At 43.3% G+C, this 16891-nt stretch carries 15 protein-coding genes; 7 read left to right on the plus strand and 8 right to left on the minus strand.

What is annotated here, in order from left to right; all coding sequences use genetic code 11:
• Window positions 1-249 precede the first annotated feature (249 nt).
• Window positions 250-777 carry a RidA family protein gene (locus E1163_RS29130; RefSeq protein WP_155177134.1) on the plus strand — a complete coding sequence of 176 codons (528 nt, stop codon included), beginning with the start codon at window positions 250-252 and terminating at the stop codon, window positions 775-777.
• Window positions 778-787: 10 nt separating this feature from the next.
• On the opposite strand, the gene E1163_RS29135 is transcribed toward E1163_RS29130, so the two are convergent.
• A complete protein-coding gene (locus E1163_RS29135; protein ID WP_155177136.1) occupies window positions 788-1513 on the minus strand; it encodes an MBL fold metallo-hydrolase in 726 nt (241 codons plus the stop codon).
• Window positions 1514-1532: 19 nt separating this feature from the next.
• Window positions 1533-1988, minus strand: a complete 456-nt coding sequence (locus E1163_RS29140) for a GNAT family N-acetyltransferase (protein WP_155177138.1) — start codon at window positions 1986-1988, stop codon at window positions 1533-1535.
• 144 nt (window positions 1989-2132) lie between these two features.
• Here E1163_RS29140 and E1163_RS29145 point away from each other — a divergent pair, with 144 nt between their 5' ends.
• Both E1163_RS29145 and E1163_RS29150 read left to right on the plus strand, forming a co-directional pair.
• Window positions 2133-3095: a YpdA family putative bacillithiol disulfide reductase gene (locus E1163_RS29145; protein WP_155177140.1), complete on the plus strand. Its 963-nt coding sequence runs from the start codon at window positions 2133-2135 to the stop codon at window positions 3093-3095.
• Between the two features lie 214 nt (window positions 3096-3309).
• Entirely contained in the window at window positions 3310-3717 is a 408-nt protein-coding gene (locus E1163_RS29150; RefSeq protein WP_155177142.1) for a hypothetical protein, read from the plus strand.
• Window positions 3718-3876: 159 nt separating this feature from the next.
• On the opposite strand, the gene E1163_RS29155 is transcribed toward E1163_RS29150, so the two are convergent.
• Window positions 3877-5223 (minus strand): cation:proton antiporter domain-containing protein, encoded by a 1347-nt coding sequence (locus E1163_RS29155; protein WP_155177144.1) that lies wholly within the window; start codon window positions 5221-5223, stop codon window positions 3877-3879.
• Window positions 5224-5387: 164 nt separating this feature from the next.
• On the opposite strand from E1163_RS29155, the gene E1163_RS29160 reads away from it, so the two are divergent.
• From E1163_RS29160 to E1163_RS29175, 4 genes are all read left to right on the plus strand, one after another.
• A complete protein-coding gene (locus E1163_RS29160) occupies window positions 5388-6011 on the plus strand; it encodes a hypothetical protein (protein WP_155177146.1) in 624 nt (207 codons plus the stop codon).
• On the plus strand, window positions 6008-6316 hold the full coding sequence (locus E1163_RS29165) for a winged helix-turn-helix domain-containing protein (protein WP_343034000.1): 309 nt from the start codon (window positions 6008-6010) through the stop codon (window positions 6314-6316). The genes E1163_RS29160 and E1163_RS29165 overlap by 4 nt, the downstream gene beginning before the upstream one ends.
• Before the next feature lie 55 nt (window positions 6317-6371).
• On the plus strand, window positions 6372-7718 hold the full coding sequence (creD, locus tag E1163_RS29170; RefSeq protein ID WP_155177148.1) for a cell envelope integrity protein CreD: 1347 nt from the start codon (window positions 6372-6374) through the stop codon (window positions 7716-7718).
• Between the two features lie 186 nt (window positions 7719-7904).
• Window positions 7905-8864: a calcium/sodium antiporter gene (locus E1163_RS29175; RefSeq protein ID WP_155177150.1), complete on the plus strand. Its 960-nt coding sequence runs from the start codon at window positions 7905-7907 to the stop codon at window positions 8862-8864.
• A 573-nt stretch (window positions 8865-9437) separates the two neighbouring features.
• On the opposite strand, the gene E1163_RS29180 is transcribed toward E1163_RS29175, so the two are convergent.
• The 5 genes from E1163_RS29180 to E1163_RS29200 all read right to left on the minus strand — a co-directional run bounded on the left by E1163_RS29180 (window position 9438) and on the right by E1163_RS29200 (window position 16771).
• The gene (locus tag E1163_RS29180; protein ID WP_185156254.1) at window positions 9438-10607 is read right to left on the minus strand and encodes a PorP/SprF family type IX secretion system membrane protein; all 1170 of its coding nucleotides are present in this window, start codon (window positions 10605-10607) and stop codon (window positions 9438-9440) included.
• Window positions 10608-10611: 4 nt separating this feature from the next.
• On the minus strand, window positions 10612-15312 hold the full coding sequence (locus tag E1163_RS29185; protein WP_155177154.1) for a T9SS type B sorting domain-containing protein: 4701 nt from the start codon (window positions 15310-15312) through the stop codon (window positions 10612-10614).
• A gap of 242 nt (window positions 15313-15554) precedes the next feature.
• Window positions 15555-15953 (minus strand): DUF1761 domain-containing protein, encoded by a 399-nt coding sequence (locus tag E1163_RS29190; RefSeq protein ID WP_155177156.1) that lies wholly within the window; start codon window positions 15951-15953, stop codon window positions 15555-15557.
• A gap of 22 nt (window positions 15954-15975) precedes the next feature.
• The gene (locus E1163_RS29195) at window positions 15976-16416 is read right to left on the minus strand and encodes a DUF1761 domain-containing protein (protein ID WP_185156255.1); all 441 of its coding nucleotides are present in this window, start codon (window positions 16414-16416) and stop codon (window positions 15976-15978) included.
• Window positions 16406-16771 carry a VOC family protein gene (locus tag E1163_RS29200; RefSeq protein WP_155177160.1) on the minus strand — a complete coding sequence of 122 codons (366 nt, stop codon included), beginning with the start codon at window positions 16769-16771 and terminating at the stop codon, window positions 16406-16408. The genes E1163_RS29195 and E1163_RS29200 overlap by 11 nt, the downstream gene beginning before the upstream one ends.
• Window positions 16772-16891: the final 120 nt, after the last annotated feature.

The raw sequence follows: 16891 nt of genomic DNA on the forward strand, positions 1-16891 counted from the left end.
ATAAGAAATGGGTTTGGCAAGATTAATAATTAAATGACTGCCTCTTCACAACAATATGCTATTGTATTTAATTAATTATTTGAGGTAATTGAAATCCATAAATAGCTCGTATCTATAAAATGACCAGAAAAGCCATACCAACCCCAATAGGGACCGGCCGAGGATGAAGATAGAGAACATTTTGGACATAGGGTGGAAATTAAGCGCTTTGGTTATTTTCAGTCGACAACTAGAAAAATTACATACAACATGAATAGAATAAAGATACTGTTGGCAGGCATGGTTTTGGTAACTGCCGCCAATGCCACCCTCAAGGCCCAGACCCCTGAGCAAATGCTTGAAAAGTTAGGTATAGAGCTTTTCAAACCGGCCAAGCCGGCAGCCAACTACACCAGAGCCGTCCAAACTGGCAACCTCGTGTTTCTTGCAGGGCACGGCCCCTTGCGTGCCAATGGTACCAGCATAAAAGGCAGGTTAGGGGATGACCTTACCCTGGAAGAAGGGCAGGAAGCAGCAAGAATAGCAGCCATTTCACTTTTGTCCACACTTAAAGAAGAAATTGGCGATCTGAGTAGGGTAAAGCGTATTGTGAAGGTAACAGGTATGGTCAATTGCACGGCAGATTTTTATGATCAGTCCAAAGTGATCAATGGCTGCTCCGATTTGTTGGTGGAGGTTTTTGGAGAGAAAGGTAAGCATGCCCGTGCCGCTGTGGGCATGGTATCTCTGCCATTTAATATTGCTGTTGAAATTGAGATGATCGTTGAAATAAAGTAGACGTTCAGGTTTATGGCTCCTTCCTGATCCTTACTTCTATTTCTTTTTCATTTTTTAGCAAATCCTGTATTATGGAAGTATCTGTCTTACCATAATGATAGGGGTACAGGATTTTCGGGCGAAAAGCTTTAACAGCGTCGGCCACCATTTCGGGAGTCATGGTATACGGCAGGTTCATAGGCAAAAAGGCTATGTCAATATTTTCCAGGGCCTTCATTTCCGGGGTGTTTTCCGTGTCGCCGCCTACGAATATTCTTTTATCCCCTATATTCAAAATATAGCTGTTGCAGCAACCTTTAGGGTGGAAGAATTCCCCGTTATCCCTTTTGTGTACAAGGTTATAGGCAGGGATCGTCTCTATTTTGATTGATTTATAATCGAAGTTTTCGTGGTTATTGACCACTTCGCCAAAACCCAGTTTTTCTTTTGCCAAAGCAGTGAGAGCCGTGGTCGTACCCTCTTTTTTAATGTGTTCTACAGCGGCAGGGTCGCAGTGGTCACCATGATGATGCGTGATTAATATTAAGTCAGCATCCGGCAATTGGCTATAATCTGCCTCCCGGGATGAGGGGTCTATATGGATTAGACTTCCTTCAAACTCCATCATCAGGGAACCGTGCCCAATGAATGTGATTGTAAGCTGACCATCAGAAGCATTGAATGTATCCTTTTCAAACTGCTGGGCCACTGAAGCGAGGAACGAAAATGTGAATAACAGGCTTAAGGGGAATCGCATAGCTGTAAAGTTATTTGGATCAGAAGTTTTTCATCCATTCAAAGAAGTGATAGTGATCGCCGTTCATGCCAATGGCCTGATATACCTTTTGAGCACTCAGGTTAGTTTTTTCAACATACAGGCGGATACCTTTTAAGTCATCTTCCCTTTCCACCATGTTCTTAATGAAATTATACATGGTTTTGAAAACCCCTTTGCCCCGGTAATCTTCACGAACATAAACCGATTGGATCCACACCACTGTACCGTTTCTCCATTCACTCCATTCAGGAGTGGTCAGCAGGCACGCGATGACCTTCTCATTGTCTTCCGCCACATAATAAATTCCCCTGTTAAAATCCTCAAAAACGGCTTCAACCCCTTTTTTTAATTGCTTTTCATCAAGTTCCAGGTCTTCAGTTTCCCTGGCCATTTTTTTTTGAAAATCAATGATGATCTTGCGTTCCTTGTATTTTGCAGGTCTTACGGTTATCATATATTAAATATAACATCTAAAAAATAAAAAAGCGACCCAAAAGTCGCTTTCAAACTTAACCGTTTCTATTTACCCTGAATTTCTGAACCTTTTAACCTATAATTGCCAAAGAGAATACTTCATCAAAAGTAAATGGTTACCGCTATGTATGATGTTTTAATTATAGGTGCAGGCCCTATCGGACTGGCTTGTGGCATTGAGGCAAAGAAAAAAGGACTGAAGTACGTCATAATAGACAAAGGCTGTCTGGTCAATAGCATTTACAACTATCCGCTCAATATGACATTCTTCTCAACCTCGGAGCGCCTGGAGATTGGCGGTGTACCATTCATTTCCCATGGCAATAAACCTAACCGTTTTGAAGCACTGGAGTATTACCGGCGCGTTGCCATGAGTTGGGAGCTACAGATAAAGCTTTATGAGCCTGTAAAGGAGGTAAAAAAGAACGGTGATACTTTCAATGTAACTACCTCAAGGGGAAATTATCAATCGAAAGCAGTAGTGCTGGCTACAGGATTTTATGATCTTCCGTTTATGATGGGTGTACCTGGTGAAAACCTCCCCAAGGTAAAACATTACTATGATGAACCGCATCCCTATTTCAATCAGAAGCTGGTAGTAGTGGGCGCGGCAAACTCCGCAGTGGATGTAGCCCTGGAGACTTACAGGAAAGGTGCTGATGTAACTATGGTGATCAGGGAACCGGCACTGCTTGATTCTGTCAAATATTGGGTGAAGCCTGATATAGAGAACAGGATCAAAGAGGAGTCTATCAAGTCTTATTTTAACTCGCAGATAACCGCTATCCGGGAACATGAAGTAGATATCACAACTCCTGAGGGTAACCTTACCCTGGAAAATGACTTTGTACTGGCGATGACCGGCTACAAACCCAATTTTGAATTTATGGAGTCATTAGGCATTGCTTTTGAAGATGATGACATGCATACCCCTCAGTATAATGAGGACACCAACGAAACCAATGTGGGAGGAATATTTCTGGCCGGTGTGGTATGTGGCGGCCTTAAGACCAATAAGTGGTTTATAGAAAATTCAAGGGTTCATGCAGAAATGATAATGGAGACCCTGCAAAAGCGTTTCAGGTAGTAAGATACACCCTGGCGGTTACTTTTCTTTTTTCATCATGACTAATTGCGCGATTTCGTACGCCGGCTGTACGGTTTACGCTCATTGAATATTGCCATTCACCTCCAAAAACGCCCGTAGTTCATCAATTTGCAACATCTGTAAGAGTGGCACGTCTATAGCATGTAGATGAATAACAACAAATTTTTTCAAAAACTCAAAAAACTCAAATGTCATGAAAAACTTAATGAAAATCTCGCTGGTCTGTATGTTAGGCCTTGTTTTAACCATGTCAAACGTGATGGCTGGCTCTGGTGATAAGGTCACTGAAAAAGCCAGAGAAGCCGTAAGCAATGCCGCACCCGATGATTGGGAAACCCTGGCCAAAGCCGCTGAGATGTGCATCAAAAAGAAAGTGAACCTTACTGAAGCCAAAGAATGGTTAGATAATTCACTATCCATTAAAGAAAGTGCTTTAGGCCTTGAGGTTGCCGGCGATTACTATATGCTCAACAAGCTATATGACCAGGCCATCAACAATTACGTAAAAAGCATGCTGCTGACTAAAGAAAAAGACTTTTATGCAGACACCGAAGACTTACAATCTAAAATTGACAAAGCGAAGAAACTGAATGAAGCTTAATGTTCATTGTATTGATGGACAAAAAGGGACTGGTAGTTAATATCAGTCCCTTTTTTGTTGTAATCCGCACAGGTAGAATTCGGAACTATCTAAAAATACCCCACTGACCACCCAAACAGCCACGCCAGAAAAAGTACGAGCAGTACTACTGCCAATATCCTAGTTATTAACCTTCTCCTGTCCATTTTCTTTAGCTTGTTTTTCCTTTTCTTCTATTTCCTTTTCTTCCTTCGATTTGTTTTTTTCCGACTCGGGTATCGATTCTATTTCTTTGTCTATCTCACTCCAGTAGGCCATCTGTACGGCTTCAACAGGCTCAATATGTTTGCCACTGGCCATGAGCGCCATAGCCATGATCATACTTGAGATTAGCACGGTGTATAGAAGAATACCGGCATTGAAAGACTCAACCTGCAGCTCTGCGGGTATGGCAAAGAAGAGGAGGATGGTTACGAGACCGCGCGGGGCGATCAGGACTTCGGGTGTAATCTTTTTTCCCTGGAAAAGGCGGAGGAAAATAGCGCGAATGCCAAATAACAGAATAATTACGAGTAAACTGATAAACAGCACATTCCAGTCGAGCAGTGTGGTTAGATCGAGGGTAATGCCGAAAATAACAAAGAAGAATGTGCGCACCACAAAAGCTGACTCTATGGTCACAAGGTGGAAGTTGTTCAGTATGCTATTGACTGAAGGAACATGGATCAGTTTTTTCAATTTGCCCTGGAAGAACACCTTGTGGTTGTTAAGCACCAAGCCAAAGATAAGGATGATGAGCAGGGAAGAGAGGTGGAACATTTTACCTATCGAATAAAGAAGCAGTAGCACGGCAATAAGCAAAAAGAGCTTAACATGTGTTTTTACTTTCTGGAAAATGAACACCAGTGCATAACTGATGACTACGGATAATACTATGGTCACGAAAATGTTGGAAAATACATCCCAAACTACCAGGTGTACCTTATCATTGTCCATATTTCCAATGAGGAAATAGAAGTACATGATACCTAAGATATCAGAAAATGTACTTTCATAAACCATGAACTCCTTTTTCTCATCCATTAACTCACCCACCGAAGGAATGATAATGGCACTGCTCATTACGGATAATGGTACGGCATATATTAAGGCAATGATATAGCTTTCGATCATGAGTACGTTAAGCAGGAATGCTATGGCAAACGAGCATACCACCAGCCCAAGTAAGGCAACCATGAACGATTTCCATATCAACGGCCACTTCTCTCTGGAAAGCTCCAAATCCAGGGACGCTTCCAGTACAATCATGATCAAACCGACAATACCCAGGATTTCAAGAGCACTGAACAGTGCCCCACCGGTGGCAATACCAAAATAGTTAAGGGCCAGCTTAATAAGTATACCCGATACGATGAGAAGCAAAACACTTGGAATGTTTGTCTTCTCGGATATTATGTTGAAAAAATAGGAGATGATCACAATTAATGAGAAGATGATCACTGCCGTATATGAGTTAAATATTTCCATACTCAAATAAAGTCAATCTGTTAATAACAAGCGTAAATGCAACCGTTGAAAAATATAAATTGTTTTGTAACTTTGTAATTCAAAGTACTTTTGGTATTGTTGCATTCTATTGTAAAGAAAGCAATTATTATGGGTTTTCAATTTACCATTAATATAAGATTGTAATGAATAAAGAACCTGACTATATCAAGGATATTTCTGAAATCAGAAATATCATGGAGCGTTCTTCACGGTTTATGTCCCTCAGCGGGCTCTCCGGGGTCATGGCCGGGATTTACGCACTTATTGGTGCTTTTCTGGCATACAGGCTATTTTATTTTTCGGATGAAATACTTTACAGAACCATTTCCCGGGGCGCGCTGTCAGGTAAAGTTCTCAACCTCATGCTGTTGGCTCTTAGCGTGCTGGTTTTGGCTATCGGGACAGGAATATGGCTTTCGCACCTGAAAGCGAAGAAGCACAATTATAAAATGTGGGACGCAACAGCCAAAAGAATGATCGTTAATCTGGCCATTCCTTTGGTAACAGGTGGTATATTCGTGCTGATAATGTTTAGCAAAGGGCTGATAGGCCTGATAGCGCCATGCACATTGATTTTTTATGGATTGTCACTGATCAATGCCAGTAAGTACACCTATACGGATATTCGGTACCTGGGATTTTGTGAAATTGTGTTAGGCTTGCTGAGTAGCTATTATATCGGGTTTGGCCTTTTATTCTGGGCTATAGGTTTTGGCCTGCTTCACATTGTCTATGGTACAGTTATGTATTTTAAATACGAAAAGTGAAGCAGTATCTCAATCATCTTAACAAAGCATTTGAAAACCGTGTAAGGCTCGGCATTATGTCGGCCTTAACGGCTAATGATTATATGGATTTTAATGCCTTGAAGGAGCTTTTAAATGTAACTGACGGTAACCTTGCCAGTCATTTAAAAGCCCTTGAAAAGGAAGAATATGTGGGCATGGAAAAAACATTTGTAGGGCGAAAGCCCAATACCAGGTACCACATCACCAAAGCGGGTCGCAGTGCTTTTGAGACACACATCAATGCATTGGAACAGCTAATCAGAGAACAACACCAGTCAAAATAAAAAATTTTTACCTTATTACTTTGAAATACAAAGTACTTTTAAATTAATATCAATTATGGAAGAACCAGAAAAAAACACCATTAGCAAGATCAGTGACGGAATAAAGAATTCCATTATGGTCAAATTGATAGCCGTAGCGGTAATAGGCCTGCTTTTGCTCATACCCGCCTCCAGTATAGAATCATTAATATATGAGCGACAACTGAACCGTGACATGGCTATCCAGGAAGTAAGTGATAAATGGGGGAGAGAGCAGGTATTGGCAGGGCCTATACTAAACATTCCCTACCGGGAATACCATGAAAACAAGGATGGAGAGCTCAGGTATACAGTGCATTATGCTCACTTCCTCCCTAAAACCTTGACTATTGACGGTAAAGTGGATGCAGACAGGCGGAAGCGTGGCATCTATGAAATAGTACTTTATAATACCAAGCTCCAATTTTCAGGTACGTTTGATAAACCCGATTTTAACATTTGGAGCATCGACCCGCAAAATGTTCATTGGGATGAGGCCTATGTTTCTATAGGTATTCCCGATATGTCGGGCATCCAGAAGGACCTGACCTTAAAATGGAACGGTAAAAACCATGTGGTGGAATCCGGTTTACCGGAAAAGGAGGTTATTAATTCCGGGCTGATCAGCAGGGTAGCTATAGGAGAACAGGAGGTCAGCAATTTTGAGTTTACCGTAGACCTCAACGGCAGCAGGCAACTGAGCTTTGTGCCCACGGGCAAGCGTACACTTGTAAAACTGGTATCTCCATGGCCAGACCCGAGCTTTAACGGTGAATTCCTTCCGGATGATCGCGAGGTGGGGGAAGGTGGATTCTCCGCCGAATGGGAGGTGCTGGACCTGAACCGGAATTATCCTCAACAATGGCTTGGCGATACTCAACATATACATGAGGCCGCTTTTGGTGTAGGTTTGCTCCTGCCGGTGGATGAGTATCAGAAAAACATGCGATCTGCCAAATATGCTATTCTGGTGATTGCACTTTCCTTTATTATCTTCTTTTTGATCGAAATTCTTAATAAGAAAAGATTCCACCCCTTCCAATATGTAATGGTTGGGTTGGCTATTGTGTTATTCTATAGTTTGCTGATATCCTTTACGGAGCACATGGGCTTTAACCTGGCGTACCTGATTTCCAGTATTCTGGTAATCGGCCTGATTACAGTGTATGTTGCAGCAGTATTTAAAACACGAATGCTTACCATTCTGGTCACGCTGCTTCTAACAATTATTTACTTCTTCATCTTTGTGATTCTTCAGTTGCAGGATTTTGCATTACTGGTAGGAAGCCTGGGGCTTTTCGGTGCGCTGGCTTCATTGATGTATCTATCAAGACATATCAACTGGTATGAGTTAAACACCCGTACTACGCCGGAAGCAAATTAAAAAACGATACACTCTGCTGCGGGCCTTATAACTTTCTGCTTATAAGGCCTGCTTTATTTTTAAAACAAACCCCGGGAAGCTGTTTTCCAGTACTTTATTAAGACCAAAATTTTTCAAAAATGTTTAAATCTTGCCTTGAGCTTTAAAAAATGTGCTATTTTAGAAATTCAATTCTAAAAGGTCCATATGTTGGTTTATATCTTATTTGTTGTTGGTTTTATTTTCTTGATCAAAGGAGCAGATCTTCTTGTTGAGGGAGCATCCTCAATAGGTAAGAAATTCAATGTTTCCAGTATTGTAATAGGGCTGACCATTGTGTCTTTTGGTACTTCATTGCCGGAGTTGCTTGTTAACCTGATTGCAAGCTACAAAGATACTCCCGACATAGGTGTAGGAAACGTACTGGGTAGTAACATTGCTAATATTCTGCTTATCCTGGGCATCTCAGCATTGATCAACCCGCTTCCCATCACTAAAAACACTTATTTTATTGAAGTCCCCTTTTCATTGACAGCTACGCTGTTGGTAGGCTTTCTAGCCAATGCCTCATTGTTTGGCAAGTCAAACGACTACGTGATTAGCCAATATGATGGTGTTATACTGCTTTTTTTCTTTGTGCTGTTTATGGGCTATGTGTATATCGTATCGAAGCAGAAAAAATCGGAGTTTTCCACCGAAGAGTTTAAGGAAATGGCCCTGGGCAAATCCATAGGGCTAATTGCATTAGGTATGGTCGGTCTGTTCTTTGGTGGCCAGTGGGTTGTGGATGGTGCAATTGAACTCGCCAGAGGTTTTGGAATGAGCGAGGCGTTTATCGGACTGACGATCATAGCGATAGGAACATCCCTTCCTGAATTGGTAACTTCTGCTGTAGCAGCGTTCAAAAAGGATACGGATATTGCTGTCGGCAATGTTGTTGGTTCCAACATCTTTAACCTGCTTTGGATATTAGGCTTAAGCGCAGCAATTAAACCCATCCCCTACGATGTTATCAGCAATTCAGATGTATTTATGATCATAGCTTCCAGTACAGCGCTTATTTTGGCCGTTGTGGTTGGAAAAAGACCCGTCATTAGCCGCTGGGAGGGCTTTTTCTTCCTGATTGCCTACTTCTGGTATATAACATTCCTGATAGAGAGAGGGTAGAGGTTAATTTGTTGTAGCTGATGGAATCTCCGGGTTCACCTCTATACATGACGAACAATTGTTAAATAGCAATCGGCAAAAGCAGTTGGCAAATCAGGGTGAAATAGCAAAGGGAACGGTTTTATCTTGATTCACTGGTAAGCTTTACGTCGAGAAGTTGCTTTTCCGATTCACCCACTCTACAGGTTTTAGGCTTGCCTCCAAAGCTGGTATAAATAATAACAGGCGGTTACTGCACATTACACATTTTATTTCCGATCCATTTGCTCCATAAACTTTCAACTTGATCCCGAAAAAGACTTAAAGGCCTGAAAGGCCAAAATCTGTCAGCAAAAGGTGTAGCCTTTTGTCAGTTAAGGGTAATATGGAACAAGCCCTGAAAGGGCGGAATTGACTGCAGTTTGAACTTACCAGATCTTACCACCATAGTCAAACTGCCAGCTTCATCAAATGCTTTTTAATTCTATTGGCTATTATAGGAATATGTTCAAACTTCAACGGGTACGAAATCAGGAGTTCAATATAGAGAAAATCACTCCCTAATTGGCAGAGTAGTATGTTCCTAAAAGACCTTTACCTATTACCTCGGCGCCTCTTGTAGCGATGCTTGTTCTTCTTACGCTTATTCATGGTCTTTTTCACCTTTTTGGTATGCAGCTTCTTGCTGCTGTTCATGCGGTAATTGGGTGCTTTGAGGTAATTTTTTCTAAGCCTCTTTTTCAGCTTCTTAGAGGAGTTCTTAGCCTTGTTCCTGGCCATTGACGATGATCTGGTCAATGTTTTTCTTCTAAATGCCAGGGAGCTGTTCATGATTTCCCTGGAATTCTTCTGGTTTTTATGATAGTTCTGGTCCCTGAAATCAATTCGCAGCGTTATCTCACTGCTATTTCCCAGATTAGATTTGTATTGGTTGGTAAACGTCTCATAGGTATATCCGATAACGATCCGTTTTTTAATTCGCAGAGCGGCCGTAGCATTGAGCTGTGGAGTTTCATTAGAGACCAGGCTTGAGCGGTAACCACCACCTAAGGTGATCATATTATTGAAAGTATAATAGAGTCCTATATCATACTGGTTTGATTCTGTTGAAAGCTGCCGGAATGTGGCAATAGGCTCCAGTAAATCACGATCTCCTGCAAGAGGAAGTTTGAAATTGATATAGCTGCTATAAAATGGCGATAGCTGATTGGATTCGTCAGATAAGCCCAGTCCGGTGCTTATCCGGTTGGCAGCACCACCCAACACAAAATATTTTGTCTTTAAGTTTAGCCCGAAAGAGAAATCTACACTGCTTTCATTAAAGTCATTACCGAAAAGCAATTGATCGGAATTATCAATCACGTCCAATCGGGCAGTGCTCACCTTGAGGTTATTGTATTCGGCAGAAACCCCCATTGAGAGTGTCGTTTCATCCGTAAAATTGAGGTGGTAAGCAAAAGCTCCTGTTGCCGTGAGGCGGTCATAGATACCAATTTTTTCACTAAATACCGTTGCGCCAACACCAAACCTGTGATAGGCAAAAGGGGTATGGAAGCTCAGCATGTTGGTGGTTGGAGAGTCATCAATGCCCGACCAGAATTTTCTATGCGATAAGGTGAGTGAGCCAAAATCGCTCCCCGCCGCTGCCGGGTTGTATAGCAGCGAATTGGTCAGCTTTTGGCTATACAACGGCAAGTCCTGGGCACTTGCCATGAAGCAAAAGCCTGATTGAATAAATAAAAAGAGATAAAGTAGACGTCTCAACAAATTATTCAGTTTTTCCTTTTACTACAGTTACTGTTCTGGTCACCACTTTGCTTTCTGCATTATCTCCATCCTGTACCTGAACTATGCAGAGATAATTACCTGCCGGGATTGTACTTCCCTGAATTACCAGGTCCCAGTCGTTTTTATAACTTTCAAGTTTGATCACTTCTACTCCCCACCTGTCGAGCAAAGTCACGACGTTGTTGGGGAAGTTTTCAATATTTTCGATATATAAAACATCGTTGGCACCATCACCATTGGGCGTAATCGCATTTTTGATATTATGTACACCAATAGGTTCGAGTCCGGTAACCGTTATATTTTTTTCGATAATGCCTTTACAACCATTGCTGTTTGTTATTTCCAGAGCTACCGTAAGAGAGCCAGATGTCGTGTAAATGTGGCTTGGGCTACGTTCCGTTGATGTGGCACCATCACCAAAATTCCAGAGAAGGCTGGCAATATCTGATGTGCTTTCCATACTAAACTGGGTAGTGCGGTTACTTACAATACTTGTCTCAGTAATGATATTGGCCTCAGGTACAGGAAGTATAGTTACATTCAGGGCATTTGAAACAGGGCTGCTTCCGCAAATATTTTTGCCGATCACTTCTACTGCACCACTTTGTGCATCAGCTAAATTTACAACTATGGACGGCTCCGTGGTTTCTGCTGACCCGGATACCGGTTCAAAACCCTCGGGCAGGCTCCATATATATGAGGAGGCCCCAACTATGCGGGAGACTGTAAAGGTTACCCCCTGATCATTTTGGCAGAAGCTGTTGCGGCCGGAAGATGATTCCACGATTCCAACTCCTGTAGGTACGTCCGTTCGGGTGATGGTAATGGTCGCACTTGACGCAGGGCAGCTTCCGTTGGAAATCGTCCATTGGAAAACATTTTCACCAAACTGCAAACCGGTAACACCGGACTGCGGATTGCCCGGGCTTGTGATGGTACCTGAGCCACTCACCAGTGTCCATTGCCCTGTACCAACTGCAGGCGTATTTCCGCCGAGGTTAGCAAACTGACTGTCACATGTCTCAGCGTTAGCTCCCGCCTGAGCCTGGGTTGGTGCCTGATCAACCTGTATAGTGACCGGTGTGTTATCGATGCTCTGAGCGCTGCAATTATTGGCATCCACCACGGAGTTGATCACATAGGTAGTTGTATTTGCCGGTGTTACTGAAATAGGATTGCCACTAAAACTAATAACCCCGATATTCTGAATATCTACGATGTAGGGCGAAGTGCCACCTGAAATATTTAAAGTAAGCTGCGCGCTGCTGCCTGCGCAAATGGTGGATCCGCCGCTTAAAGCTGCCGAAGAAGGTGGTGTATTTACACTTACCACTGCAGAGCCATTCATGGTTTGAGAGCAATTGGTTACAGGATGAACAGCTTCTACGGTATATGTACCGGCAACAGACTGTGGCGTAAAGCTTAGTACGGTTCCCGTGCCAGGCAAAGTTTGAACGGTTGTAGAAGCATTGCGACGTAAAATATAATTAAAGCCACTTTGAGAGCCGCTTAAGCCCATACCTATTGTCCCTCCCGAACAAGTGCTTCCTCCCCCTGAAACGGTGAAAATCTGAGGTAGCGGGTTGACGGTTACGGTAATCGTTGTGACAGGTCCCTCGCAGTTTAAGCCAGAACCAATCGCTGCAATGTCATATTCAACCGTCAAAGGAGTTGCGGCAGTATTATTGTAACTGTCGCCGGAAATAGCGGTATTATTATAACCCGGGGCGACCGTAGCATTTCCTGCATTGGCCGTTAAGCCGGACGGTACCCTGATGGCTTTAATGCTGTAAGAGCTAACAGGCCCGGGGGTGGCATTGAGAATGATGCCCGTTGAAGCATTGCTACAGATGCTGGCGGATGCAGAAGCAACCGCTGGTGGAGCGACTATGCTGATATCCACAGTGCTTGTAACTAAAGTACAGGCTCCTGCACCGTCAGGGTCTTCCGCTACCAACTCAAGAGTAACCGTGGACCCGGCATCTCCGGAGCCGGGTTGGTAAGTGTCGGTGATAGACGGACCCGCGGAAGATGATCCGGTAGTACCATTACTGCTGGTGAATGATCCGGCGCCACTTGCCACCCTCCAGTGGCCGGAAGTAGCAGCACCTCCTACTGTTCCTGTAACATCAAAGTTGCTGTTGGCGCAAGCCGAAAAATTCGTTCCTGCATCTGATGTAGCAGCTTCTCCAAAGGTAACGAGTACAGTGCTTGTATTTGATGAGCAGATACCGGAAGAAATTTCCCACTGAAGCTCATAAGTCCCATATACTTCGGGGCTGTTGATTGTTGCACTTGATGCATGTGAATTAATATCACTAAAAGATATACCTGCAGAACCTGACGGCATACTTACTACCGACCATGTACCAGTGCCAATGGCCGGAGCATTGGCGTTGAGCGTGTAGCTTGTACCGCAAACGGAGCCCGGGCTACCTGCATTGGATGTGGAGGGTAAAGGATCGACCGTTAAAGTCACCACGCTGGAAGTGACGGAGCAATTTCCGCTTTCGGTGACGACACACTGAAAGCGATGGCCATCCAGACCGGTTGGGTTGTCAACACTTAACTGATTGGTGGTGGTGCCGGAAAACTGCGACCCGTTGCTAATATTGTTAAAAGGTCCGCCTGCGCCATCATCTTTTTGCCACTGGTAAGTGACAGTGGTACCTGTAGCAGTAACCGCAAAGTTGACAGGTACATTTGAGCAAGTGGTCTTACTTACGGGCTGTACGCTAATAGCAGGCGGAGAGCACATGTCTATGGAAAAAATATTCGCCTGACTGGCTGGTGCCATGACGTTACCAGCCTGATCTTCGCCTAAAGATACTGTAACGTCTATATTGGCCAAATCCTGATTGACATCCAGTACATCATAGGTGGCAGCGTATGTTGTATTGTCAACCCAGTTACCACTGTTGAAAGTTAATGTTGATGAAGGGTCTTCCGTAGGGAAATTAATTTGCGGGTTAACTGTTGTATTCATCGCTTCACCAAAACGTACTGTCAGCGTAAAACCTGAAGTTCCTGTTTCAGTATCCGTAACAATGGCTACCGAAGGATTGATGCTTGTGACGAGTGGCAGGAGACCATCAACGGCAATATTTTTATTGGTAGCCAGAGAGCCGGTAGAGCCTGGAGCAGGTAAGGTTAAAGTAGCTGTAGCATTATCTGCTGTGGCATTGATGGTTCCGCCGTTAAGTTCTAAAGCTGTAGCACTGGTATATTCCAGGTCATCGCTAATGTCACCCGCCTGTACCATATATTGGAAGGTTAACGTGTTTGATCCGGAACCACTGCCATAGGTAGCGTATCTGTCTGTGGTGCCTGTTTCGAGCAATATTCGTGGAGTGCCGGTTACGGTTACGTTCTGGTCAAAAGTTACTTCTACCGTTATTGTAGTGCCTATGGGGTAACTGCCGTTGGTTAATGCAGAGCTTACATTCTGTACAGACGGAGCTGCCAGCGTGGTGGTGGATGCTGTAACACCGGGTGTTCGGTAACAAGCTCCAAAGTTATTAAGACTGTAGATGGCAAAATGATAAGTTGTGGATGGGGCAAGATTGGTTACGGTTACAGAATTGCCGGTGCCTCGGTAAACCACAAAATTACCCAGCCCTAATGGATCACCAGAGCCGAAAGTAGCACTTGCAGGGTGCAAAATACCATCCTTGGGGCCACTATTGACCGCACTGCCTTGTTTGGCAACAACCAATACTTCATTGCCATTTCCATTAGTCCATGAGAGATCAATGGAAGTGGAGCTATTGCTTACAGCTACGGGTGACGATGCCTGGATGGTTGGATCCGAACAACCACTTAATGAAATGTCTGTGGCCCCGGTTAACCCTGTTATAATGGAGAACAGGTTTGAGCCATCACTATTAGCGGTTTTTAAGGTCGTACCATCCAGTATAATGAGCCGGCCATCCGGGTGTACAGCAATGGCCTTAATGTCAGTTAACCCGGAGCTTATTTTAGTATAGGTGCCGCTACCACTGTCCATATCCGCAGCCATGATCCTGTCAGTTGACGGATTCTCGTAGATGATTTCCCGTGCACCAAAATCAAAGTCAAAAGACTCACCGGCTCCGGAAGGAATGATGGTTGTTAATGACCCACCGAAAGTTCCTGTCCGGTAAATGACCCCGTCAAATTCATTGGATACGTAGACGTATTCGCCATCAGTATCCACGTTGATATCATGAAAGATGTCACCACTATATGATCCTATATTAAGAGTGGACGGACTTTGGCAACAATCCTGGTCTGTATAGTTGCTATACTCAATAGATCCGGGATCGCTGTCTACAAAAGCATTAGTAAAGATTAACGCATCTCCCGGGTGATGATCCATATTGTAACCGGCAGTCATGGCGGGCCAGCTATAAATGAGGGTAGGAGTGGTAAAGCTTGAAAGTGAGATTCTGTACAAATCGCCCTGGCCAGGTACAGTGAGGAAAAATGCTATGTTATTGGAGTGGTCAATGGAGATCTTATGAGGTTGATCAGGGTGCGTAAAATGGGTTTGTTGCAAAGAGCCGTCAAGGTTTGCACTTTTTATATCAGTTCCCTGCGTCCAGTAAACCCTTTGCCCAAATGACTCTGTAGTGAATAAAGCCATACCGAACAACAAACCTGTAAGGAGTCGTTTTAAAGCCAACAGTATTAAATTTTTCATCACAATTCGGCTTGAATATAATAAAAGAGAATATCATTTTATATGAAAATCAGTTGTTTAGTAACCTACAGGTGCAGAAGGGGTGTTTTTCCCCTTTCTTTTTAATATCACTAATTGTGTTGATAAATGTGTGATTGCTGAACCAAAGAGGATTTTTGTAAATAGAGTGTGCTGAACCAAAGCATCCCGACCTGAAAGGCTGATCAGGTGTTTGCGGGATGCTTAGATAAAGTTGGGGTTATTTATTTCCATGCTGTAAGTATCACACCCATGAGTGTGAAGCTTACTACAAAATAAAAGCTATCAATGAACCAAAGCCTGAGTGTGGCTCTTGAAAACAGGTAATTTACGCCCATGGCCATAGCGACCCACCCGAAACCAGTCAAAAAGCCATAAAATGCTCCTTCACTTATACTTGAGCCGCCTAAAAAGAAAGCAAGGTTAATCGCCATAATAAGCTCCAGGACAAAAGCCGTCCCGTAGATCTTCCCCATATTGGCATTTTTCAGATCTTCTTCCGTAAAACCATTTTCTTTCATCCAGCTTTTGCCAAATATGGGGCCGTACCATACAGCTCCGATAACGAATGTTGATAATGTGGCCACTACTACAGCCAGCCAGTTAACTGATACTTCTTCCATTGTTTTTATTGTTATTGGTGATTTATTGTTCAGAATATTTTTTCCAGCCACCCAGCAGAATGCCGGCTATTTCATACTTAATGAGCACCACGCTTTCGTCTATAAGCGTGAGCTCGAATGATCTGACGGAAAAATAATTTTGCGTAGTAATCTCCAGAAAGATAAAAGCAAGCCATATAAGCAGAGCTATTTTTAAGCCTTCAACCGCCGATGTTACATGCATTCGTTTAAACAGCCAGGCCAGCATGTATGCTGCTGCCAGTGATGAGATGAAGGATAAGCTCAGGCCAATTCCCATATCTACCTTTGAAAAATCTGCTTCTGTGAGCTCATTGAGCTCTACCCAGCGGATACCAAAGAATACTTCGGAGTAAATTAACGGTGCTACTGCCTGTGCCAACAATGCGGCCACCCAAACTGCTGCGTGATTGATCCTTAGTGCTGTGCCCATATTATTTCGCATCGGCATCAGGTTGCATAACTCCGCTGATGTAGCCATTGGGGTCTTTGAAATAAGCCAGCCAGCCCACTGTAGGTACAGCCATCCTGGGTACTACTATTTGCCCTTTATTTTTCTCAATGGCCTCAATAGCTTTCTCCAGGTTGGCCACTTCTATGGTGTTTACCACCGGTTGTTCCGGATCACGTTGCCTCATTATAGCTCCGTTGATACCGGGTTCATCATCTTCACCTGTTTTCACAAGCCAGTATTCTTCATCGCCCCATCTGCTCACTTCCCAGTTAAACACGTTTTTGTAAAAACTGATTGAAACCTCCGGATCTGCCGAGGGTATTTCAAAATGTATTATTCGCCCCATTTTAGTATTTTGTTAAATGATCAGAAATTGACTTCAATTAGACCTGTCAGTGCGAACTGATTATTGAAAGTAGTATTTTTAAGCATGGCAAACCGGCCATTAAAACCGAAGCGGAAAAAC

It is taken from the genome of Fulvivirga kasyanovii (assembly GCF_009711405.1).
Classification (GTDB): domain Bacteria; phylum Bacteroidota; class Bacteroidia; order Cytophagales; family Cyclobacteriaceae; genus Fulvivirga; species Fulvivirga kasyanovii.